Origin of the sequence: Streptomyces sp. NPDC058239 (assembly GCF_042882185.1) — a bacterium.
Classification (GTDB): Bacteria; Actinomycetota; Actinomycetes; order Streptomycetales; family Streptomycetaceae; genus Streptomyces.
On the sequence record NZ_JBHVWS010000017.1, the window covers coordinates 39,682 to 61,596 of the forward strand.

The 21,915-nt window shown below is 70.9% G+C and carries 18 protein-coding genes; 15 read left to right on the forward strand and 3 right to left on the reverse strand.

All coding sequences use genetic code 11. The annotated features are described in order from the left end of the window. Positions 1-45: 45 nt before the first annotated feature. Entirely contained in the window at positions 46-780 is a 735-nt protein-coding gene (locus ACFVYE_RS19845; RefSeq protein ID WP_389606612.1) for a M48 family metallopeptidase, read from the forward strand. Positions 781-1,016: 236 nt separating this feature from the next. Here the strand turns inward: ACFVYE_RS19845 and ACFVYE_RS19850 are convergent, their stop codons facing one another. Beyond that, a complete protein-coding gene (locus ACFVYE_RS19850) occupies positions 1,017-1,814 on the reverse strand; it encodes an ArsR/SmtB family transcription factor (protein WP_383966405.1) in 798 nt (265 codons plus the stop codon). 64 nt (positions 1,815-1,878) lie between these two features. Between ACFVYE_RS19850 and ACFVYE_RS19855 the strand changes: the two genes are divergently transcribed. Beyond that, positions 1,879-3,417, forward strand: a complete 1,539-nt coding sequence (locus ACFVYE_RS19855) for an MFS transporter (RefSeq protein WP_389606615.1) — start codon at positions 1,879-1,881, stop codon at positions 3,415-3,417. A 104-nt stretch (positions 3,418-3,521) separates the two neighbouring features. After that, positions 3,522-4,412 (forward strand): PhzF family phenazine biosynthesis protein, encoded by an 891-nt coding sequence (locus ACFVYE_RS19860; protein ID WP_389606617.1) that lies wholly within the window; start codon positions 3,522-3,524, stop codon positions 4,410-4,412. A gap of 109 nt (positions 4,413-4,521) precedes the next feature. Here the strand turns inward: ACFVYE_RS19860 and ACFVYE_RS19865 are convergent, their stop codons facing one another. Together ACFVYE_RS19865 and ACFVYE_RS19870 are read right to left on the reverse strand one after the other, a co-directional pair. Continuing rightward, the gene (locus ACFVYE_RS19865) at positions 4,522-5,322 is read right to left on the reverse strand and encodes an alpha/beta fold hydrolase (RefSeq protein ID WP_389606619.1); all 801 of its coding nucleotides are present in this window, start codon (positions 5,320-5,322) and stop codon (positions 4,522-4,524) included. A 95-nt stretch (positions 5,323-5,417) separates the two neighbouring features. Then, complete coding sequence (locus ACFVYE_RS19870; RefSeq protein ID WP_114246801.1) at positions 5,418-5,753, reverse strand: DUF427 domain-containing protein; 336 nt, start codon at positions 5,751-5,753, stop codon at positions 5,418-5,420. Between the two features lie 111 nt (positions 5,754-5,864). On the opposite strand from ACFVYE_RS19870, the gene ACFVYE_RS19875 reads away from it, so the two are divergent. The 12 genes from ACFVYE_RS19875 (at position 5,865) to ACFVYE_RS19930 (ending at position 21,888) form a co-directional block, all read left to right on the forward strand. Then, positions 5,865-6,404 (forward strand): TIGR00730 family Rossman fold protein, encoded by a 540-nt coding sequence (locus tag ACFVYE_RS19875; RefSeq protein ID WP_383966393.1) that lies wholly within the window; start codon positions 5,865-5,867, stop codon positions 6,402-6,404. Between the two features lie 33 nt (positions 6,405-6,437). Next, positions 6,438-7,127, forward strand: a complete 690-nt coding sequence (locus ACFVYE_RS19880; RefSeq protein WP_383966390.1) for an SDR family oxidoreductase — start codon at positions 6,438-6,440, stop codon at positions 7,125-7,127. Positions 7,128-7,174: 47 nt separating this feature from the next. Beyond that, on the forward strand, positions 7,175-8,200 hold the full coding sequence (locus ACFVYE_RS19885; RefSeq protein ID WP_383966387.1) for a methionine synthase: 1,026 nt from the start codon (positions 7,175-7,177) through the stop codon (positions 8,198-8,200). Positions 8,201-8,233: 33 nt separating this feature from the next. After that, positions 8,234-10,426: an NAD-dependent DNA ligase LigA gene (gene ligA, locus ACFVYE_RS19890; protein WP_383966482.1), complete on the forward strand. Its 2,193-nt coding sequence runs from the start codon at positions 8,234-8,236 to the stop codon at positions 10,424-10,426. 357 nt (positions 10,427-10,783) lie between these two features. Then, the gene (locus ACFVYE_RS19895; RefSeq protein ID WP_389606622.1) at positions 10,784-12,946 is read left to right on the forward strand and encodes a putative bifunctional diguanylate cyclase/phosphodiesterase; all 2,163 of its coding nucleotides are present in this window, start codon (positions 10,784-10,786) and stop codon (positions 12,944-12,946) included. Between the two features lie 199 nt (positions 12,947-13,145). Next, positions 13,146-13,442 (forward strand): Asp-tRNA(Asn)/Glu-tRNA(Gln) amidotransferase subunit GatC, encoded by a 297-nt coding sequence (gene gatC, locus ACFVYE_RS19900; protein WP_015036350.1) that lies wholly within the window; start codon positions 13,146-13,148, stop codon positions 13,440-13,442. Positions 13,443-13,447: 5 nt separating this feature from the next. Beyond that, positions 13,448-14,950, forward strand: coding sequence for an Asp-tRNA(Asn)/Glu-tRNA(Gln) amidotransferase subunit GatA (gene gatA / locus ACFVYE_RS19905; protein WP_383966381.1), 1,503 nt, complete (start codon positions 13,448-13,450; stop codon positions 14,948-14,950). Then, positions 14,947-15,186 carry a hypothetical protein gene (locus ACFVYE_RS19910; protein ID WP_266357685.1) on the forward strand — a complete coding sequence of 80 codons (240 nt, stop codon included), beginning with the start codon at positions 14,947-14,949 and terminating at the stop codon, positions 15,184-15,186. The genes gatA and ACFVYE_RS19910 overlap by 4 nt, the downstream gene beginning before the upstream one ends. 15 nt (positions 15,187-15,201) lie before the next feature. Further along, complete coding sequence (gene gatB, locus ACFVYE_RS19915; protein ID WP_383966378.1) at positions 15,202-16,710, forward strand: Asp-tRNA(Asn)/Glu-tRNA(Gln) amidotransferase subunit GatB; 1,509 nt, start codon at positions 15,202-15,204, stop codon at positions 16,708-16,710. A gap of 99 nt (positions 16,711-16,809) precedes the next feature. Beyond that, a complete protein-coding gene (locus ACFVYE_RS19920; RefSeq protein WP_389606695.1) occupies positions 16,810-18,069 on the forward strand; it encodes an SLC13 family permease in 1,260 nt (419 codons plus the stop codon). A gap of 132 nt (positions 18,070-18,201) precedes the next feature. After that, positions 18,202-20,328 carry a phosphocholine-specific phospholipase C gene (locus ACFVYE_RS19925; protein ID WP_389606625.1) on the forward strand — a complete coding sequence of 709 codons (2,127 nt, stop codon included), beginning with the start codon at positions 18,202-18,204 and terminating at the stop codon, positions 20,326-20,328. Positions 20,329-20,412: 84 nt separating this feature from the next. After that, entirely contained in the window at positions 20,413-21,888 is a 1,476-nt protein-coding gene (locus tag ACFVYE_RS19930) for a hypothetical protein (RefSeq protein ID WP_389606627.1), read from the forward strand. Positions 21,889-21,915 lie beyond the last annotated feature (27 nt).

The window sequence follows — 21,915 nt, forward strand, 5'->3', positions numbered from 1 at the left end:
GGGGCGCCCCAGGGAATCCGTGTTGCCGGATGGTAGGAATGCCCCGTGAGTACTCCCGTCCACCAGGCGATCGCGGCGCTCCCCGTGCCCGGGGAGTGGACGTGGCAGGTCGTCGTACGGCCCCGGCGCCGCACCCTGGGCATCGAGGTCGACGAGAGCGGGGACGTCCTCTTCGCCGTACCGCCGGACGCCGATCCGGCTGCGGTCGCGCAGGCTGTACGGGTTCGGCTGCCGCGTCTGGCGCGCGAGGTACGGCACAGGCGGACCAGACCGGATGAGCCGGTCAAGGAACTCGTCGGAGGCACCGGCTTCACCTATCTGGGGCGACGGCATCGGCTCAAGCTCCTGCCCCCGGGAGAAGGCGGCCGTGTGAGGCTGCACCGGGGGTGGCTGGAGCTGCCCCGGCCGCACACGGCCGACGAAGGCGCACGCCGGATCGCTCAGTGGTACGAGGCGTGCGGCACCCGGTGGCTCTCCGGGCGGCTGCCCTCGTACGCGTCACAGGTCGGGCTGCCGGTGCCTCGGGTCGAGGCCCGTGACCTGGGCCCCAGGTGGGGGGCGCTGGGACAGGACGGTGCCGTCGCGGTGCACTGGGCGGTACTGCAGTTGCCGCCGTCGCTGGTGGACCTGGTGCTCGTTCATGAGCTCTGCCATCTGCGGGCAAGCGGGCACGGTGCGGCGTTCCGCCGACAACTGAGACTCGTGCTGCCGGACGCGGATGCGCGGGAGACCGCGTTCGCCGCGGCGGAGCCCGAGCTGTGGCGCGGGGCGGTCCGATGACGCGCTCCGTGTGGGGCCGCGACGGCGATACCGCCGACGATGCCGGCCTGCCTACGAAGGTGCCGGACAAGCACACGGGCGTCCCGGGATCTTCGCCGAACGAGGCTCGTTCCCGAGGCCCTTGCGGTTGGCTTCGCGTGCGCGCTCCATGGCGTTCTTGAAAGCGAAAGTGCCTGGTGAGGGCAAGTTTTCGGGTCGTGCCGGGGCCCCCACAAGCACGGTCCGGCGGCCAGTTCCTAGCCCGTGAGCGCGACCCCGAGGGTGCGCTCCAGGCCGTCCGCGCCCGCTTCGGTCAGGTGCACCACTCGCGGGCTCGGCCCCCACCGCACCCAGTCCAGCGCGAACAGCCGGGCGGCCAGGGCGGCGCCGAGCCCTCCGGCGAGGTGGTGCTGGTTCTCGCTCCAGTCAACGCAGTAGCGGATCGCGGGGCGGCGCGGGGGCAACCGGTCGGTGTCGACGCCGAGTTCGGCGAGGGTCGCGCGGCCCGTGCCGGTGAGTTCGTACCGGACGTCGTGCCCGTACGACGACGGCCGGTCCCGTACGGCCTCGTCGGGCCGGTGGACGCCGTCGTGGCCGGTGAGCACGCCACGTTCCAGCAGCCCGCGCATCAGGGCCACGCCGAGTTCACCGGCGAGGTGGTCGTAGCAGGAGCGGGCCCGGTGCAGTGCGTTGGCGCGGTTGCTCTGCTTGAGCGAGGTGATGGCCAGCGGTGGCGCGATCAGGGCCAGGCACTCCATCGCGGCGCTCACATCCGGACCGGTGAGCCGGTAGAAGCGGTGCCTTCCCCGCTGTTCGACGGTGACGAGTCGTCCCTCGACGAGCTTGGCCAGGTGCACACTGGCGGTGGCGGCGCCGATCCCCGCCTCGCCCGCCAGCGCGCTCGCGGGCAGCGCGCGGCCGTCCGCCAGACACTTGAGGATGCGGGCGCGCGACGGATCGGCGATGAGGGCGGCGGCGCGCGCGATGTCGGTCTGGTGCTTGACCGGCTCTCCCCGACGCTCGGCCGGGCCGGCGGGGTGGCTGATGTTCGGCATGGAGCCAGCGTAGGACAGCGACACTTCGTCGAGGAGCGAAGTATCGGGCCCCGATGCTCTTCTCATGACCACAGCAGCGATTCCCGCCGGCGTCCGAGGCCCGGCCGACCGGGTGCCCGTACCGGCCGACCGGACACCCGCGCCGACGGGCCGCGAGAAGAAGGCCCTCGGCGAGAAGAAGCCGTTCGATGAGAAGAAGCCCGGCGACGAGAAGAAGCCCCTCGATCTGCCCCCGCTGATCGCGCTCAGTCTCGGCTACTTCCTCGTGATGCTGGACGTCACCGTCGTGAACGTGGCGATCCCCGACATCCGGGCCTCGCTGGGCACGGGTCCGTCCGCGCTCCAGTGGATCGTCGACGGATACAGCACCGTCTTCGCCGCACTGGTGCTCCTCGGCGGAGGACTCGCCGACCGCTTCGGCCATCGGCGCGTGTTCCTCGCCGGCCTGGGACTGTTCACCACCGCCTCCGTGGCCTGCGGCCTGGCCACCACCTCCGGCCTGCTGATCGGCGGACGGCTCGCCCAGGGCGCCGGAGCGGCCCTGCTCGTGCCCGCCTCGCTCGCACTGCTCCAGGCCACGTTCCCCGACCGCGCGGTGCGGGCCCGGGCCATCGCCGTCTGGGGAGCCGTCGCGTCGGTCGCCTTCGGCGCGGGGCCGGCGGTCGGCGGGCTGCTCGTCTCGGGATCGGACTGGCGCTCGGTGTTCTGGCTGAACCTGCCGTTCGGCGCACTCGCCGTCCTGTTGACACTACGGCACATCCCTTCCGCCGCACCCCGGCCGCGTACGCGAAAGACGGATCCGGTGGGCCAGACACTTGCCGTCATCGGCCTCGTCGGTGTGGCCGGAGGCCTCAACGAGGCGGGCTCGCACGGCTGGACGTCACCCCTGGTCCTGTCCGTCCTCGGCGTCGGCACCGCGGCCCTGGCCGCCTTCGCGCTGATGGAACGCACCCTGGAGTCACGCTCGGCACGGGGCCGCACCCGGCGTGATCCGCTGCTGCGGCCGTCCATGTTCCGCTCCCGCGCCTTCACCGCGACGACCGTGATCGGGATGCTGATCAGCCTCGGTTACTACGGCATGCTCTTCCTCGCCACGCTGTACCTCCAGCAGGAGCGCCACTTCAGCGCCCTGGGCACCGGCCTGGCCCTGCTCCCCTCGGTGTGCATGGGGCTGGCCGCCGCGCCGCTGTTCAGCCGGGTCGCGGCCCGTACCGGTCCGTACGTCCCGATGGCCGCCGGTCTCGTCCTCGGCGCCGTCGGCTTCCTGGGCTGGCTGCTCGCCGGGCCCGGCACTCCGTATCCCGTCCTGCTCTTCGCGCTGATCGCCACCGGCCTCGGCCAGACCATGACGGCCCTGGCCGCCGTCGCCGCCGTCGTCGAAGCCGCGTCGACTGCCGACGCGGGAATCGCCACCGCCGTCCTCAACGTGTCGCGACAGGTCGGCAGCGCCGTGGGCGTGGCCCTCTTCGGTACGTTCACCGCCACGGCGGACGACTTCACCTCGGGCCTGCGCCTGTCGGCGGGCATCGCGGCGGCCACGTTCGCCATCGGCGCCCTGCTCGCCCTGTCGATCCGGCGCCGGGCCCGAGAGGCGCAGGCCTGACCCGAGGAGAGCAACAGCCCTCCGACCCCCGCAGACAGCGTCCACCACCACATCTCCCCGCTTCACCCACCCATGGTCCCCGGACCGCAAGGAGTGCCACCACCATGACGACACCGCACCGCAGCCCCGAGATCCTCCGCTACACCGCGTTCTCCGCCGACCCCGCAGGAGGCAACCCCGCCGGCGTCGTCCTGGACGCCGCCGGTCTGACCGACGAGGACCAGCTGACGATCGCCGCGGACCTCGGCTACAGCGAGACCGCCTTCCTGACCGCACCGCCGGCGGAGCTCGCCGGCCAGGAACGGGCCTACACCGTCCGCTACTTCTCTCCCCAAGCCGAAGTCTCCTTCTGCGGACACGCCACGATCGCCACAGCCATCGCCCACGCGGAACGCCACGGCGCGGGCGACCTGGTCCTGGCCACACCTGCCGGCACGGTCCCGGTGACGGTGACCGAGGCGCCGGACAGCACCCTGCACGCGACCCTGACCAGTGTCGAGCCCGCGGTGCACGACGCGGCGGAGAAGGACGTCACGGAGACGCTGGAGGCGCTCGGCTGGTCCGCCACCGACCTCGACCCCGCATTCCCGCCCCGGATCGGCTACGCCGGCGCACGCCACCTGATCCTGGCCGCGGCGACCCGCGCCCGACTGGCCGATCTTTCGTACGACTTCGAGCGGCTGAAGGACATCATGACCTCCCTGGACCTCACCACCGTGCAGTTGGTGTGGCGCGAGTCCGCGACGGTCTTCCACGTGCGCGACCCCTTCCCCGTCGGCGGCGTGATCGAGGATCCGGCGACGGGCGCCGCAGCCGCCGCCTTCGGCGCGTACGCACGCGAACTCGGCCTGGTCCCCGACGGGGCGGCACTCATCCTGCACCAGGGCGCGGACATGGGCCGCCCGGGCGAACTGCGCGTCGAACTGCACGTCGGCGACGCGCGGGTACGGGTGAGCGGCACGGGCACCCGGATCCCGGAAACCGACGCGCCGTAGCCCGCACGACCGGCCGCGGGGCGCCGGGAGGGCCCAGAGGCATCCGGCGCCCCCGCTCGGTCACGTCCGACCCCTGTACGGGCGTGGCCGAGCGGGGCGGACCGTGGGGTCAGGACGCCTGGCGCGCGTACATGTCCCTGCCGAAGAACTCGGCCAGGACCGGGGCCACCGCCTGCGGCGCCAGTTCGCGGGTCTGGCCCGTCAGGGTGCGGTGGCGGGCGCGCGGGAGTGCGTCCGCGAGGGCGCGGGTCGCGAGCCGGGCCGGGGTGGGGCTGAAGCCGCCGCAGACCACCAGCGTGCGCGCCGTGACGGACGCGAAGCGTTCGGCCGGGATCGAGCCGTCCCCGAGCAGCGCGTCGTCGTACGCGAGTGTGTGCGCCAACGACACCAGGCCGGGCCACAGCGGTGCACGTCGCATCCGGGCGATCATGTCGGCCGGGACGCCCGTCACGGACAGGAACAGCTCCACGGCCCCGCCGCGGTCCCCGGCGGACAGCAGCCGGTGCAGCCGGGCCGTGCAGCAGGCCTTGAACTGCGCCCCCGAGGCCCCGGGGGTGTAGGGCGGTTGGTAGACCGCCAGCAGGTCGACGGGCAGCCCTGCGGCCCGGGCCTCCAGGGCCAGTGCCCCGCCGGCCCCGACGCCGAACACCGAGGCCCGGCCGCCCATCACTGTGACGAGCGCGGCCAGGTCCCCGATCTCGCGTTCCACCGCGTACGGCCCGCTGTCGCCGCTGGAGCCGCGGCCGCGCCTGTCGTACGTGACCACCTCGAAGTGCGGCGCGAGGAGGCGGGCGAGGGGAGCCTCGGTCGCCGCCGTGCTGAGCGCCCCGCCCACCAGGATCACCGGTGGTCCTTCACCCCGGCGCCGATACGCGATCGAAGTGCCGTCGCGGGAGAGAGTCTTGTCCATGTGAAGGTTGACTGCGATGCGGCGGAAAAGTCATCGCTTCGGGCGATAGTTTTTTGAGATTCTTCAATTCCCCAGATCGGAGCGGTGCTTGACGATCAGTCGGAGACCGTCTCGGTGTCGTAGAAGCAGAAGTGGTCCTTGATCGCGGCGACTTCGGGCTTGGGTTCCGGATACGCCCACACGAGATCGGCCGCGTCCGGCAGCGACCAGTAGGAGGCATCGCCCTTGAACGGGCAGTGGGTGTGGGTGTCCGAAGCCGTCAGGAGTTCTGTGCGGACGTCCTCGGGCGGCAGGTAGTAGCGGACCGGACAGCCCGTCTCGCGCAGCACGAGCGGACGCCGGCTCTCGGCGAGCACCTGCCCGTCGCGCACCACACGTACATGCTCGGTTCCGGGTTCGACGGTGATCACGTGGCCTTGTGTGGAAGTCATGTCTGGTACAGCCGTGTCGCGGGCCGATTTCTTCCCCTTTCTTCCCCGGTGCCGGCCGGTTCTCCACCCGGCCGGCACCGGGGTGTCAGTGGTGCCCTTTACCGTTGCTGCATGAACATCTGCGTTTTCCTCTCCGCCGCCGACCTCGACGACCGCTACACCCGGCCCGCCCGTGAATTCGCCGAGCTGCTCGGCAAGGGGGGACACACACTCGTCTGGGGCGGGTCGGAGAGCGGGCTGATGAAGGTCGTCGCCGACGGGGTGCAGGAGTCGGGCGGACGGCTGGTCGGGGTCTCGGTCGACTTCCTGGCCGCGCAGGCGCGTACCAATGCGGACGAGATGGTGATCGCGCGCGATCTCGCCGAGCGCAAGGCGCTGCTCCTGGAGAAGGCCGACGCGGTCGTGATCATGGTGGGGGGTACCGGGACGCTCGACGAGGCGACCGAGATCCTGGAGCTGAAGAAGCACGGCAAGCACGACAAGCCGGTGGTCCTGCTCAATACGGCGGGCTTCTACGACGGGCTGCGCCAGCAGTTCCAGCGCATGGAGGACGAGGGCTTCCTGCCCCTCCCGCTGACCGACCTGGTGTTCTTCGCGAAGGACGGCGTGGGCGCCCTGGCCTACCTGGAGGAGTGGTCCGGCCTCCGGTGAGGCGGCGGCGGGTGCGGGTGCGATCATGGGGGCATGCCCACTCATGTCATCACCGGCGCAGGCTCCGGCATCGGCGCAGCTGTCACCCGTCGTCTTCTGGAGCGCGGTGACGAGACAGTGCTGCTGGCCCGTGACGCGGGCCGCGCGAAGGAGCTGGCCGAGCTCCACCCCGGCGCCCGGACGCTCGTCGGTGACCTCTCCAACCCGGACCGGCTCTCCTGGGCGCTGGCCCAGCAGGCGATGCCGGAGCGGGTCGACTCGCTGTTGCACGTCGCGGGCGTCGTCGAGCTCGGCAAGGTCGGTGACCTCACGCCCAAGGCATGGCACTTCCAGCTCAACGCCAACCTGGTCGCGCCCGCCGAGCTGACCCGGCTCTTCCTGCCGCAACTGCGGGTCGCCCACGGCCATGTGCTCTTCGTGAACTCGGGCGCCGGTCTCGCGGCGCACGCCGAGTGGAGCGCGTACGCCGCGAGCAAGCACGGCCTGAAGGCGCTCGCCGACTCGCTGCGCGAGGAGGAGCACGCGAACGGCGTCCGGGTGACGTCCGTCTATCCGGGGCGCACCGCCAGCCCCATGCAGGCCAAGGTCCACCAGCAGGAGGGCAAGGAGTACGACCCCTCCCGCTGGATCGACCCGGAGTCGGTGGCCACCACGATCCTGATGGCCGTCGACCTGCCGCGCGACGCCGAGGTCAACGACCTCACGGTGCGCCCCGGGCGCTGACCGCCACTGCCGACCGGACGGGCCGGGCGCGGCCTTAGGCTTCCCGTGTGAGCGAGAAGAGCAAGTTCAGCGGGTGCGCGGCCACCGGCATCGGTTCCATGCCCGGGGGAGACGCCCGGGAGGCGGCGAAGACCGTCACCGGGTCCTTCGGGGGCGGCGAGGGCCTGCCGTATCTGGCCGAACTCCCGGCCCGAGGGCCCGGTGCGGACATGATCGGGCGGACCATCGGGCTGCTCGTCGACCTGTACGGCCATGTCGAGCCCAGTGGCTGGCGGATCAGCGACCGGCCCGGACGGGACACCCGCCGGGCCAGGTCCTGGCTCGGCGAGGATCTCGATGCGCTGGAGGAGTTCACCCAGGGGTACGAGGGGCCGCTCAAGGTCCAGGCGGTCGGCCCCTGGACGCTGGCCGCCGCACTGGAACGGCGGGGCGGCGAGGCCGTGCTCGGCGACCCGGGGGCCTGCCGCGACCTGGCGGGCTCACTGGCGGAGGGACTGCGCGCCCACCTGGCGGAGGTACGGCGCAGGGTGCCGGGCGCCGAAGTGATCCTCCAGCTCGACGAACCGTCGCTGACCGGCGTACTGCGCGGGCGGATCAGGACGGCGAGCGGCTACCGCACCTACCGGGCCGTCGACCGCCAGGTCGTGGAGGGCACCCTGCGCGATGTCCTGGCGGCGGCCGGGGACGGGGCGACGGTCGTTCATACCTGTGCGCCCGATGTGCCGTTCGCGCTGCTGCGCCGGGCCGGGGCGGACGGCATCTCGTTCGATTTCTCGCTGCTCACCGAGCGTGAGGAGGATGCGATCGGGGAAGCGGTCGAGGGTGGCACCCAGCTCTTCCTCGGGGTGGTGCCGGGCACCGACCCGGCCTCGGGTGATTTGTCAGACCCGGGCGGTAGCGTCATGGGTGTCAGGACGCTGTGGCGCAGGCTGGGGCTGAATCCGGGGACTCTGGCGGAGTCCGTGGTGATCACCCCGTCGTGCGGGCTCGCGGGTGCCTCGCCCGCGTATGCGCGCGCCGCGCTCGCCCACTGCGCCCGGGCCGCGAGATCGCTCGCAGACAACCCTGAGTAACGGGGCAACGGGTAACGGGAGGACGAGACGATGATGGCCGGCGAACAGCAGATGTCAGTGCCCGCACAGGCTCGGGAGCAGCACGCACTGCTTGCCGAGCAGATCGAGGAGCACCGCTTCCGGTACTACGTGAACGACCAGCCGGTCGTGAGCGATGCCGAGTTCGACCGGCTGATGCGCGCGCTGGAGGCCCTGGAGGAGACATATCCGCAGCTGCGCACGCCGGATTCGCCGACACAGAAGGTCGCGGGGCCGTACCAGACGGAATTCACCTCCGTCGAGCACCGCGAGCGGATGCTCTCGCTGGACAACGCCTTCGACGACCTGGAGTTGGCGGCCTGGGGCGAGCGGATCGCCAAGGACGTCGGCACCACCGACTACCACTTCCTGTGCGAGCTGAAGGTCGACGGACTCGCGGTCAACCTCACCTATGAGCACGGGCGGCTGACCAGGGCCGCGACCCGTGGCGACGGCCGCACCGGCGAGGACATCACCCCCAATGTCCGTACGATCGCCGAGATCCCGCACCGGCTGAAGGGTGAGCGGATTCCGGCGCTGGTCGAGATCCGCGGCGAGGTCTTCTTCCCGATGGAGGCCTTCGAGGAGCTCAACGCCCGGCTCGTCGAGGCCGAGGACAAACCATTCGCCAACCCGCGCAACGCGGCGGCGGGTTCACTGCGCCAGAAAGACCCGAAGGTCACCGCCACCCGCCCGCTGCACATGGTGGTGCACGGCATCGGCGCCCGCGAGGGCTTCGACATCGACTGCCTCTCGCACGCCTACGAGCTGCTGCACGAATGGGGCCTGCCCACCGCCAGGCACAACAAGGTGGTGGAATCCCTCGACGAGGTACGGGAGTTCATCGCGTACTTCGGCGAGAACCGGCACTCCGTGGAGCACGAGATCGACGGCGTCGTCGTCAAGCTCGACGAGATCCCGCTCCAGGGCCGGCTCGGCTCCACCTCGCGCGCCCCACGCTGGGCGATCGCCTGGAAGTACCCGCCGGAGGAGGTCAACACCAAGCTGGTGAACATCCGGGTCGGCGTCGGACGCACCGGCCGGGTCACCCCGTACGCCCAGGTCGAGCCGGTCGAGGTGGCGGGCTCCGAGGTCGAGTTCGCCACCCTCCACAACCAGAACGTGGTGAAGGCGAAGGGCGTCCTCATCGGGGACACGGTGGTGCTGCGCAAGGCGGGTGATGTGATCCCGGAGATCCTCGGCCCGGTCGTCGATCTGCGTGACGGCACGGAGCAGGCGTTCGTGATGCCGACGCACTGCCCCGAGTGCGGTACGGAGCTGCGGCCCATGAAGGAGGCCGACATCGATGTCCGCTGTCCCAACGCGCGTTCCTGCCCTGCGCAGTTGCGGGAGCGCCTCGCCTATCTCGCGGGCCGCAAGTGTCTCGACATCGACCACTTCGGTTATGTCGCGGCCGCGGCCCTGACCAAGCCCCTGGAGCCGGCCGAGCCGCCGCTGCGCGACGAGGGCGATCTCTTCGGGCTGACCGTCGAGCAGCTCCTGCCGATCCGGGCCTATGTCCTGGACCAGGACAGCGGACTGCCCAAGCGCGATCCGAAGACCGGCGAGGAGAAGACCGCCTGGGTCTTCGCGAACCAGCAGGGCGAGCCGAAGAAGAACGCCCTTGCCATGCTCGACGCCATCGCCGCGGCCAAGGACGCCCCGCTGGCCCGGATCCTCACCGGGCTCTCCATCCGTCATGTGGGCCCGGTCGCGGCCCAGGAGCTGGCCCGTCAGTTCCGCTCCATCGACCGGATCGACGAGGCGACCGAACAGCAGCTGGCCGATGCCGACGGGGTCGGCCCCATCATCGCCGCCTCGGTGAAGCAGTGGTTCGCCGAGGACTGGCACCGGGAGATCCTGCGCAAGTGGCGGGAGGCCGGGGTCCGGATGGAGGACGAGGGAGCGGGGGAGGAGGTCGGGCCCCGCCCGCTCGAAGGACTCACCGTCGTCGTCACCGGCACGCTGGCCGGACACACCAGGGATGGCGCGAAAGAGGCGCTCCAGAGCCGGGGGGCGAAGGTCACGGGTTCCGTCTCGAAGAAGACCTCCTTCGTGGTCGTGGGCGACAACCCCGGTTCGAAGTACGACAAGGCGATGCAGCTGAAAGTGCCCGTGCTGGACGAGGACGGCTTCGCCGTACTGCTCGAACAGGGGCCGGATGCCGCGCGCGAGGCGGCCGTACCTGTCGAGGAACCGGCCGAATAGCACGGATCACCGTCACAGAACCGGCGCAACGGGACAGAACCCCGTCAGGCAACCCCGAAATGAGTTCGATCGGTGGGTGAGTGGTGAACAAGTGGGCAGAAAGGGTGTAGACGGACGGACAGGTACAAGGGTTGTCGTCGGGGGCCGGGTTCACCCGATCGGCGCATAGCAGATGCTGACGGACGGTCGGTTCGCATTCGGGCAAGAGCTGTAGAGCGCTGCCCGTAGAAGCCTTCTGCGGCCTACTGTTGAGATGTGCACCTGCCGTGCCCGGCCGCGGGGTGGGAAATCGGGTCGTGGCGGCATGGAGCTGAACCATCGTGCGACATCGGCACCGCCGGCTGTGAGAGGGACGGAATGAAACCGACCGAGAGCGCCGCACCGGTGTCGCGGCTGCAAGGTTTCGTCGGCCTCACGCCCAAAGTGGGTGCCGTCGTCGTGGTGATCGCCGTTGTTCAGCTCGCGACCGGTTTCTACCGGACAGTGAGTGAAGGACACGCACTCTTCCCCGACGGCAGGGCCGGCTGGTCCCTCGCCGTCCTCACCGGAATCATCGTCGGTCATCTGGTCGCGCTCGGCCGCGACCGCTGGTGGGGCGGCACCGGTTCCGGAGCCGCCCTCACCCTTGCCGTGCTGCTCCTCTACGGCTGGGTGCCCGCCGGCCTGGTCAGCCTGGTCGTCGTCGTCCTCGTCGGTGTGGCCCGCAGACACCGCTGGTGGCAAGGGCTGCTGCACGGCGCGGTGGACATCCTGGGGATAGGCGCGGCAGCCCTGGTGCTTGCCGCGTTCGGTGAGGTGCAGACCGTCGAATCGCCCTGGCATCCACTCGACTGGGGCATCGCCGCCGTCCCGGAAGTCCTCCTGGCCGCCGCCACCTACCTTCTGGTGACCCGGGTCCTGCTGTGGTACGCGCGGGCGCCCCAGGGCGGCGGGCTGCCGACCGTCGCCCGCACAGCCCTGTTGCGCCAGGGCCTCGTCGCGGTGGCCCTGCTCGGCATCGCACCGCTGATCTGCGTCGTCTCGATGGCCATGCCCGTACTCCTGCCGCTCTTCGCGGTCCCGCTGATCGCCCTGGACTCCGCCCTCTGGATCGCCCGCGCCCGGGCCGAGGAGCAACTGCGCGACCCACTGACCGGGCTGCCCAACCGGCAGTGGCTGCTGGAACGCACCTGGGCGGCGCTGGAGGACGCCGAGTCCACCGGCGTCAGATCCGCTCTCGTCCTGATCGACCTCGACCGTTTCCGTGCGGTCAACGACACTCTCGGTCATCTGGCGGGGGACCGGCTGCTGCTGCAGATAGCGGAACGTCTCAGACTGGCGCTCCCGCGAGGAGCGGAGGCAGCGCGGCTGGGCGGCGACGAATTCGCCGTGCTCCTGCCGACCGCGGACTCCACCACCAGCGCCCAGCGGGTCGCCCGCCATCTGGTCGCCGAGCTGTCCTCCCCACTGGACCTGGACGGTCTGACCCTGGTGCTGGAGGCGAGTGCCGGAGTCGCCGTCTACCCGGACCATGCGCTGGACGCCGAAGGGCTGCTCAGGCGTGCGGACGTGGCGATGTACCAGGCCAAGCGCGACCGTACGGGCGTCGAGGTGTACGAGTCGAAGCGGGACAGCAACACACCGGACCGGCTCGGGCTCCTCGGCGATCTCCGGCGTGCGCTGGACGCCGGAGAGGTGGAGCTCCACTACCAGCCGAAGGTCCGCTTCGACGGCCAGGTGGCCGGCCTCGAAGCTCTGGTGCGCTGGGTGCATCCGGAGCGCGGCCGGGTCTCTCCGGACGAGTTCATCGCCATCGCCGAGTCGTCCGGCCTGATGCCGCACCTCACGGAGTACGTCCTGGAGACGGCGCTGGCCCAGGTCGCCCGGTGGCGGGCGCAGGGGCTCTTCGTCCCGGTCGCGGTCAACGTCTCCCCGCGCGACGTCCACACCCCCGGATTCGCGGGCGGCGTCGCGGCACGGCTCGCCCGGCACGGCGTCCCGGCCGGGGCGCTGCAGCTGGAAATAACGGAGCACGTGCTGCTGGAGGACCCGCAGCGCGCCGCCGACACCCTCGCCGGACTCACCGGGCACGGCGTGAAGATGTCCCTCGACGACTTCGGCACGGGGTACTCCTCGCTGGTCCATCTGCGCCGGCTGCCGGTCAGCGAGCTGAAGATCGACCGGTCCTTCGTGGCCCGGCTGGCCGTCGACAACGAGGACGCGGAGATCGTCCGCTGCACGATCGACCTGGCCCACTCGCTCGGTCTGCTGGTGGTCGCGGAAGGGGTCGAGGACGACGAAACCTGGGAGCGGCTGCGGGATCTGCGCTGCGATGCGGTGCAGGGGTGGCTGGTCGCCGCCGCGATGCCGCCGCAGGAGACGACGGCCTGGCTGCGGGCGCGGGGCGAGCACGGCTGGCGGCGGCCGGCGGAGCTGGCGGCCGCTGCGGCTGCTGCTGCGGCGGCCGCAGCGGCAGCGACGCCCGAGCTGGAGCAGCGGCCGTCCGGGCGGGCGGTCGAGTCGCGGCCCGCGACGACATGAGCGCGGGGGTGCGGCGTGTGGCCACCGGCAAAGTCCGGTGGCCGCTCTGTCCCCAATTGCCGGACGGGCCTGAACCGGGCGCGCCGGACGGACTTGAATCTGTCGCCTGACCAGGGTGTTCGCCCGGGTGGCGGGAGTGGCTGCGGGCGACACCATAGGATTGGGCCAAAACCACACACCAACCCCTGAGGATCGCTGCATGCCTGGCATCACGCGCGAGGAGGTCGCCCACCTCGCCCGGCTGGCGCGTCTGGAGCTGAAGGGCGAAGAGCTCGATCACTTCGCCGGTCAGCTCGACGACATCATCGGCGCGGTCGCCCGCGTCTCCGAGGTCGCCGACCAAGACGTACCGCCGACCTCCCACCCGCTGCCGCTGACCAACGTCATGCGCGCGGACGAGGTCCGTCCGTCGCTCACCCCCGAGCAGGCGCTCTCCGGCGCCCCGGCCCAGGAGCAGCAGCGTTTCAAGGTGCCGCAGATCCTGGGGGAGGACTAAAAGCCATGACGGACAACAGCTCCATCATCAAGCTCACCGCCGCCGAGATCGCCGCGAAGATCGCGTCCGGCGAGCTCACCGCCGTCGAGGTCACCGAGGCCCACCTGGCCCGGATCGACGCGGTCGACGAGAAGGTCCACGCCTTCCTGCACATCGACCGCGAGGGCGCGCTCGCGCAGGCCCGTGCCGTCGACGCGAAGAAGGCGGCCGGTGAGAAGCTCGGCCCGCTGGCCGGTGTCCCGCTCGCGCTGAAGGACATCTTCACCACCGAGGGCATGCCGACCACCGTCGGCTCCAAGATCCTCGAAGGCTGGATCCCGCCGTACGACGCGACCCTCACCAAGAAGCTGAAGGCCGCCGACGTCGTCATCCTCGGCAAGACCAACATGGACGAGTTCGCCATGGGGTCCTCCACCGAGAACAGCGCCTACGGCCCGACCGGCAACCCGTGGGACCTCACCCGTATCCCGGGCGGCTCCGGCGGTGGCTCCTCGGCCGCGCTCGCGTCGTACGAGGCCCCGCTCGCCATCGGCACGGACACCGGCGGTTCCATCCGCCAGCCCGCAGCCGTCACCGGCACCGTCGGTGTCAAGCCCACCTACGGCGGCGTCTCGCGCTACGGCATGGTGGCGTTCTCCAGCTCCCTGGACCAGGGCGGGCCCTGCGCCCGTACCGTCCTGGACGCGGCCCTGCTGCACGAGGTGATCGCCGGGCACGACCCGCTCGACTCGACGTCCATCGACGCCCCGGTCCCGCCGGTCGTCGAGGCTGCGCGGAGCGGCAGCGTCGACGGCATGCGCGTCGGTGTCGTCAAGCAGTTCGCCGGTGAGGGCTACCAGGCCGGTGTCGTCCAGCGCTTCAACGAGTCGGTCGAGCTGCTGAAGTCGCTCGGTGCCACGATCGTCGAGCTGGACTGCCCGTCCTTCGACCTGGCGCTGTCGGCGTACTACCTGATCGCGCCGTCCGAGTGCTCCTCCAACCTGGCCCGCTTCGACGCCATGCGTTACGGCCTGCGGGTCGGCGACGACGGCACGAGGTCGGCCGAGGACGTCACCGCGCTCACCCGTGAGGCCGGCTTCGGCGACGAGGTCAAGCGCCGCGTCATCCTCGGTACGTATGCCCTCAGCTCCGGCTACTACGACGCGTACTACGGCTCGGCGCAGAAGGTCCGCACCCTCATCACCCAGGACTTCGAGAAGGCCTTCGAGCAGGTCGATGTAATCGTCTCCCCGACGACGCCCACCACCGCCTTCCCGATCGGCGAGCGCGCCGACGACCCGATGGCGATGTACCTCGCGGACCTGTGCACCATTCCGACCAACCTCGCCGGCAACTCCGCCATGTCGCTGCCCTGCGGCCTGGCCCCGGAGGACGGCCTGCCGGTCGGACTCCAGATCATCGCCCCCGCCATGAAGGACGACCGGCTGTACAAGGTCGGAGCCGCCGTCGAGGCCGCCTTCGTGGAAAAGTGGGGCCACCCGCTGCTGGAGGAGGCTCCGTCGTTGTGAGCGCACTGACCAAGGCCAAGGGCTTCAAGAAGTCCAAGACCGGTACGTACCTGTCCATCGGCACCACCGCTTTCGGGGCGCTCGGCGTCATCAAGCAGGCCAAGAAGGCCCGCTTCGAACACGACACGCTCCGACTGATCGACGCCGTTGTCTCCGCCGCCGCCATCGCCACTGGTGTCGCCCTGCTGCTGCGCGAACTCAAGCGCATCGGCGATGACGACGTACTGCTGGGCTGAGAGGGAAGTTTCACCGTGACTGTCACTGACCTGGTGTCGTACGAGGACGCGCTCGCGTCCTACGACCCCGTCATGGGCCTGGAGGTCCATGTCGAGCTCGGCACCAAGACCAAGATGTTCTGCGGCTGCTCGACCGAGCTCAAGCAGGACGCCAACTCCCAGACCTGCCCGGTCTGTCTCGGCCTGCCCGGCGCACTGCCGGTCGTCAACGAGATCGGCGTCGAGTCCGCCATCAAGATCGGCCTCGCGCTGAACTGCGAGATCGCCGAGTGGTGCCGCTTCGCCCGGAAGAACTACTTCTATCCGGACATGCCGAAGAACTTCCAGACCTCCCAGTACGACGAGCCGATCGCCTACAACGGCTATCTGGACGTCCAGCTGGAGGACGGGGAGATCTTCCGGGTGCAGATCGAGCGTGCCCACATGGAGGAGGACACCGGCAAGTCGACCCACGTCGGCGGTGCCACCGGCCGTATCCACGGCGCGTCCCACTCCCTGCTCGACTACAACCGTGCGGGCATCCCGCTCATCGAGATCGTCACCAAGCCGATCGAGGGCGCGGGCGCACGCGCCCCCGAGGTCGCCAAGGCGTACGTCGCCGAGCTCCGCGAGCTCATCAAGGCGCTCGGTGTGTCGGAGGCCCGGATGGAGATGGGCCAGATGCGCTGCGACGTCAACCTGTCGCTGCGCCCCAACGGCACCGAGACGTTCGGTACGCGCTCCGAGACGAAGAACGTGAACTCGCTGCGTTCCGTCGAGCGCGCCGCCCGCTTCGAGATCCAGCGCCACGCCGCGGTGCTGAGCTCGGGCGGCACGATCGTGCAGGAGACCCGGCACTTCCACGAGGAGGACGGCTCGACCACGGCCGGCCGCATCAAGGACAACGCCGAGGACTACCGCTACTTCCCCGAGCCCGACCTGGTGCCGGTCGCCCCGGCCCGCGAGTGGGTCGAGGAGCTCCGGGGCGGCCTCCCCGAGCTGCCGCGGCTGCGCCGCAAGCGGCTGAAGGAGGAGTGGGGTGTCTCCGAGCACGACATGCAGTCCATCCTCAACGCCGGTGCGGTCGACCTGATCGTCGCCACGACCGACGCGGGCGCCCCCTCGGACCAGGCCCGCAAGTGGTGGATGGGCGAGCTGGCCCGTAACGCCAACGAGACCGGCCGCGGCCTCGACGAGCTGCCGATCACCCCGGTGCAGGTCGCCAGGGTGGCCGAGCTCGTCACCTCGGGCGACCTCAACGACAAGCTGGCTCGCCAGGTCATCGAGGGCGTCCTCGCGGGCGAGGGCGACCCGGACACCGTCGTCGAGAAGCGCGGCCTGAAGGTCGTCTCCGACGAGGGCGCGCTGGGCACGGCCGTGGACGAGGCGATCGCCGCCAACGCCGCCATCGCGGACAAGATCCGCGGCGGCAAGGTCGCGGCGGCGGGCGCACTCGTCGGCGCGGTCATGAAGGCCACCCGCGGCCAGGCGGACGCGGCCCGCGTGCGCGAGCTGATCCTGGAGAAGCTCGGCGTCGAGGGCTGATCCGTCCCCTGCGTGGGCGGTCCGTACGTCCCTGAAGGGGCGGCGCACCCGTGAGCCGGGTGCACCGCCCCTTCACCCATCCGGAGAGTCCTAAGTCCGCTGAACACCGTCACTGCCGAGATCGTCTCCGTCGTCCTCCTGCTCGGCGTGCTGGCCTTCGCCGTCATACGCCCCCGGGGGCTGCCGGAGGCGACCGTCGCCGTGCCCGTGGCGGTGCTGGTGACCGTGGCCGGTGCGGTCCCGTGGCCGGAGGCCCGGGCTCAGGTGGGCAGCCTGCTGCCGGTCGTGGGATTCCTCGCGGCGATTCTGGTCCTGGCCCAGCTCTGTGCGGACGAGGGGCTGTTCACGGCCGCCGGTGATCTGGTCGCCCGAGCCTGCGGCGGGCGGACCGTCCCGCTGCTCGGCGGGGTCTTCGTCGTCGCCTCCGTGATCACCGCTGTGCTCAGCCTGGACGCGACCGTGGTCCTGCTGACCCCCGTCGTCCTCGCCACAGCCGCCCGCGTCGGCGCCCGCCCCCGCCCGTACGTCTACGCCTGTGCGCACCTGGCCAACTCGGCGTCCCTGCTCCTGCCCGTCTCCAACCTCACCAACCTCCTGGCGTTCACCGCGAGCGGCCTCTCCTTCACCCGCTTCGCCGCGCTGATGACCCTGCCGTGGCTGGCCGCCATCGCTGTCGAGTACGCCGTCTTCCGCCGGGTCTTCGCCGCCGATCTGGCAGCGGGTGCGTATCCGCCGAAGCCGCGGGAGGACCGTCCGGGCATCCCCGCTTTCACGCTCGTCGTCCTTGCCCTGACCCTGGGCGGATTCGTCGTCACCTCGTTCGCAGGTGCGGAACCGCTGTGGGCGGCGCTGGCGGGTGCCGGGGTACTGGCCGTCCGCGCGCTGGCGAAGCGCGAGACCACCGTCAGGGGCCTCGTCCGCTCCGCCAACCCGCTGTTCTGCCTGTTCGTGCTGGCGCTGGGCGTCGTCGTCAAGGCCGTGGTCGACAACGGCCTCGGTGCGGGGATCGACACCTTCCTGCCGCACGGCTCGTCACTTCCCGCGCTGCTGGCGGTGGCCGCGGTGGCGGCGGTGCTCGCCAACCTGATCAACAACCTGCCCGCGATCCTCGCCCTGCTGCCGGTCGTCGCGGCGGCGGGTCCCGGCCCGCTGCTCGCGGCCCTGATCGGCGTGAACCTCGGGCCGAACCTCACGTACGTCGGCTCGCTCGCCACCCTGCTCTGGCGCCGCATCCTGCACACCCACGGCGCCGCGCCCGACCTCGGCCAATTCACCCGGCTCGGGCTGCTGACCGTACCGGCGACGCTGGCCGTGTCGACGGTCGCGCTGTGGGGTGCGCTGCAGCTGATCGGGGTGTGATCAGGTGCGGGGCGCGGTTGGACTTTCCCGGCCGACCTGTTGGACGTTCACCACCGAGCCGTACGAAATCCTTCCCGGCGACACCTGGCTTGATTAGTTTCCCGGCTGAACGACAGGACTCGGGAGGCTCACTTGACCACGGACATTTCACGGCGACGGCTCTTCGCGCTCGGCGGCGGTGCACTCGGCGTCGCAGCTGCGGGGTCGCTGCTTCCGCCGTCGCTGCAGGCCGCGATTGCCGCGCAGCCGGAACATTCGGCGGGGTCCGGTGGCGGTGACGGGCTCGGAGCCATCAAGCATGTGGTGATCCTGATGCAGGAGAACCGTTCCTTCGACCACTACTTCGGGACGCTCCGGGGAGTGCGCGGCTTCGGTGACCGCAACGCCCTCGAACTGCCCTCCGGAAAGCCGGTCTTCGAGCAGCCCGCTCCGCTGGGCACCTCTGTGCTGCCGTTCCCGGTGCGGGACGCCGCCGAGACGCAGAAGAAGGACCTCCAGTACATCGGCGCGCTCGACCACTCCTGGAGCGGTGGCGGGAAGGCATGGGCCGGGGGCTGGATGAACGGCTGGGTGACCGCGAAGACGGCCGCCACCATGGCGTACTACGACCGCCGTGACATCCCGCTGCACTACGAACTGGCCGACACCTTTACGGTCTGCGACGCCTACCACTCCTCCATCCACACCTCGACCAGCCCCAACCGCAACCACCTGTGGAGCGGGAAGACGGGCAACGAGGCGAACGGCAAGCGGGCCGTCGGGAACGACGCGTACAACGAGGGCACGCACCCCGGGTACGACTGGGGCACGTACGCGGAGCGGCTGGAGAAGGCCGGGCGCAGCTGGCGTACGTACACCGAGTGGGAGAACTTCACCGACAACCAGATCGAGTTCTTCGCCACCTTCAAGGCGATCGCCCGCAAGGCGCTGGCGAAGACCGGCGGCCATACGTACATGGAGTCGTTCTACTCGGCGGTACGGGACGCGGACGCCACGGAGCGCGAGCGGCTGCTCGGTCTGCTCGAAGAGGGCGTCGTCACCCTGGACAAGACCGAACGCAGCCTCTTCGAGCGTGCGTTGCGCCGGGTGGAGACCGGAACGCTGGCCGATGAGTTCGCCAAGGACGTGGCGGCGGGCACGCTGCCCGAGGTCTCCTATCTGGTGCCGTCGGCCGTCGACTCCGAGCACCCGAGCGTCTCGTCGCCGATCCACAGCGCGACGATCGTCTACAAGGTCCTGGACGCGCTGGGCAAGCACCCCGATGTGTGGCGGCACACCGCCGTCCTCATCAACTACGACGAGAACGACGGCTTCTTCGACCACGTGCCGCCGCCGGTCGCGCCGCCCGAGGTGACCGACGAGCAGTGGGAGGGCAAGCCCACCGGCCTCGGGATTCGGGTGCCGCTGCTCGTCGTGTCGCCGTGGACCGTGGGCGGCTACGTCTGCTCCGAGGTCTTCGACCACACCTCCGTGATCCGCTTCCTGGAGCGCTGGACCGGCATCGAGGAGCCGAACATCAGCGACTGGCGACGCACCGTCACGGGCGATCTGACCTCGGCCTTCGACTTCAAGCGCGCGCGGCGTCGGCCCGAGGTGGAGCAGCCCGGCGCCATCCCTCCGTTCAGCGGACGCTGGACGCCGAAGCCGCCGCTCGTGCAGCACATGCCCGTACAGGAGCCCGGTGCCCGCCCGGCCCGTGCGCTGCCGTACCAGCCGGACGCCCAGGCGAAGCTGGTGGACGGGGCGGTTCGGGTGGCCCTCAGCAACACGGGGCGCTCGTCCGCGCACTTCGCGCTGTATCCGTACGCGGGGGAGTTCCTCGTACCGCAACACCGGGATGTAAGGGGCACGGCGCAATGGACGGTGCCCCTCACCGGTGCGGCGTACCGGTTCACGGTGACGGGGCCGAACGGCTTCCGGCGCGAGTTCGCCGGGCCTGCGAAGGACGGCGCTTCGGCCGGGGCCGAGGTCGCCTCGCGGGTCGACGCGCATGAGCGGGATCTGCATCTCACCCTGCGCAACACGGGGCGGACGACGCTCACCTTCACCGTACGGCCGCTGGGGTACGTCGACGAGGCGGACCTGCGGGACTGGACCAGGACCGTCAAGGTCAAGCCGGGACGCAGCCGTACGGTCGTGCACTCGGCGGCCGACGCACACGGCTGGTACGACCTGTCCGTCACCGTCGACGGGGACGATGTTTTCCGGCGCCGGCTGATGGGGCACATCGAGAACGGCCGGGCGAGCATTTCCGGCTGACGGGCCGTCCGGCAGGCCCGTCATTGCGTACGGGAGTTCGGCGCCCACCGGAACCGCCGCGGGGCGGCCGGCGTTTCCTCGATCATGACTGAACTGATCGAGAAATGGGCCGGAGTCACGGCGGGCGCCGCCCCCGAGGAGGCGGACCCCGTCGTCCTGGAGTGCGCCCGCCTGCTCGCCGCCGAACCGGACGGCGAGCAGGCGGTCCTGCTGACCTTCGGTCTGGTGAACATGGCGCGGTACGTCCTCGGACGACGCGGCGCCCCCGTCGAGCGGGCCGTGGTGGACGCGCTCGGCGCCGCCGTCGAGGCCATGGACGAGCAGTCCCTCCAGACCGGCGGGTGCGGGCACGCGGCTCATCCGTACACCGGGAGCCTGGAGGAGTGGGACACGGACGCGGACGGGCTGCTCGACGCGCCGGACGTCCAGGTTCCGCTCGCTGCGTGGGACGCGGCCGAGGCATGCCCCCACAACGCCGTCGGATGGGCGCGGACAGCCGCCGATGTGATCCTGCCGGGCAGCGCGGACGGCATCCCCGAGATCGTCCCGGAAAGCCACCGGAACAACATCCGCAGCCTGGACAGTGTGCTCAACGACTATCCGAACGGTGATCCGCTCTGGGACCTGGAGATCCACGCCACACCGCCCAGCAGCCTCTCCCGGGCCGCACTCGCCGGCTATGTCGTCGTCGCCCACGCGAGCTGCTGGTACGCGGGGTCGGGCCGGATCAGACAGCGGTCGCTGCTCGACGACATGATCGAGGGCCTGGAGTCCGTACTCTCGTTGCTGCCGGACGAGACCTGCGCGCACGAGGACGGCGAGCACCCGGCACTGAACTCCGGCAGCGACCAGCAGGCCGCCCAGGGCATCCACCTGCAGAGCCCCGGCGGCCGGACCGTCCTGCGCGAGGAACACGAGGACGGATACGGGGCCTCGCTGGAGGCGTGGACCTGCACCTCCTTCCTGCGCGCCCTCGCCGTCGAGGCCCGCGACCATCTGCGCGAAGCGGTCGACACCCTCTTCGGAACCCGGGAGACGGCACATCTGGACCCGGTGTACCTGCGCCCCGACGGCCGCCTCGACATCGAGCGGCTGAGCGAGCGGCATGTCCCGTTCGAGGACGAGACAGCCTCCGAGGAGGCGGCGCTCTGGGCGGCCCGGCGGTACGAGCGGCTCGGCCCCGACGGACCCGCGCTCGACCGGACCGTGCTGCTGCTCCTGATGGGCACGGCGGCCGAGTCCCTGGAGCTGTCGTACGGAATCGCCCGCGAGATCCTCGGCATCCTCCGTACCGCTGCCACCACCCTGCCCGGTGGCGCATGCACCCACGCGGACGGCCATGCGCCCGGCCATGAGCGCACCTGCGACCGCACGGCCCGCATCGCGCACCTCTACGCCCCCGACACATGCCCCGCCCCCGGCCCGGACTTCGGCCAGGGCTTCGGGAGCGAGGTGCTGACCTGCCCCGTCCATCTGGCGGACGCCGTGGCGAGAGGCATCGCGGAGATCGAGGAGCAGTTCGAGGACGAGCTGGAGGCGGAGGAGCGACTGGCCGAGTGAGGCGGTCGGCAGTCGTTGTGACGCCGG

Bases quoted from the DNA above. Each gene is read 5' to 3' on its own strand.
- ACFVYE_RS19850 (WP_383966405.1), bottom strand. From the start codon at position 1,814: ATGCCGAACATCAGCCACCCCGCCGGCCCGGCCGAGCGTCGGGGAGAG.
- ACFVYE_RS19855 (WP_389606615.1), top strand. From the start codon at position 1,879: ATGACCACAGCAGCGATTCCCGCCGGCGTCCGAGGCCCGGCCGACCGG.
- ACFVYE_RS19860 (WP_389606617.1), top strand. From the start codon at position 3,522: ATGACGACACCGCACCGCAGCCCCGAGATCCTCCGCTACACCGCGTTC.
- ACFVYE_RS19865 (WP_389606619.1), bottom strand. From the start codon at position 5,322: ATGGACAAGACTCTCTCCCGCGACGGCACTTCGATCGCGTATCGGCGC.
- ACFVYE_RS19870 (WP_114246801.1), bottom strand. From the start codon at position 5,753: ATGACTTCCACACAAGGCCACGTGATCACCGTCGAACCCGGAACCGAG.
- ACFVYE_RS19875 (WP_383966393.1), top strand. From the start codon at position 5,865: ATGAACATCTGCGTTTTCCTCTCCGCCGCCGACCTCGACGACCGCTAC.
- ACFVYE_RS19880 (WP_383966390.1), top strand. From the start codon at position 6,438: ATGCCCACTCATGTCATCACCGGCGCAGGCTCCGGCATCGGCGCAGCT.
- ligA (WP_383966482.1), top strand. From the start codon at position 8,234: ATGGCCGGCGAACAGCAGATGTCAGTGCCCGCACAGGCTCGGGAGCAG.
- ACFVYE_RS19895 (WP_389606622.1), top strand. From the start codon at position 10,784: ATGAAACCGACCGAGAGCGCCGCACCGGTGTCGCGGCTGCAAGGTTTC.
- gatC (WP_015036350.1), top strand. From the start codon at position 13,146: ATGCCTGGCATCACGCGCGAGGAGGTCGCCCACCTCGCCCGGCTGGCG.
- gatA (WP_383966381.1), top strand. From the start codon at position 13,448: ATGACGGACAACAGCTCCATCATCAAGCTCACCGCCGCCGAGATCGCC.
- ACFVYE_RS19930 (WP_389606627.1), top strand. From the start codon at position 20,413: ATGACTGAACTGATCGAGAAATGGGCCGGAGTCACGGCGGGCGCCGCC.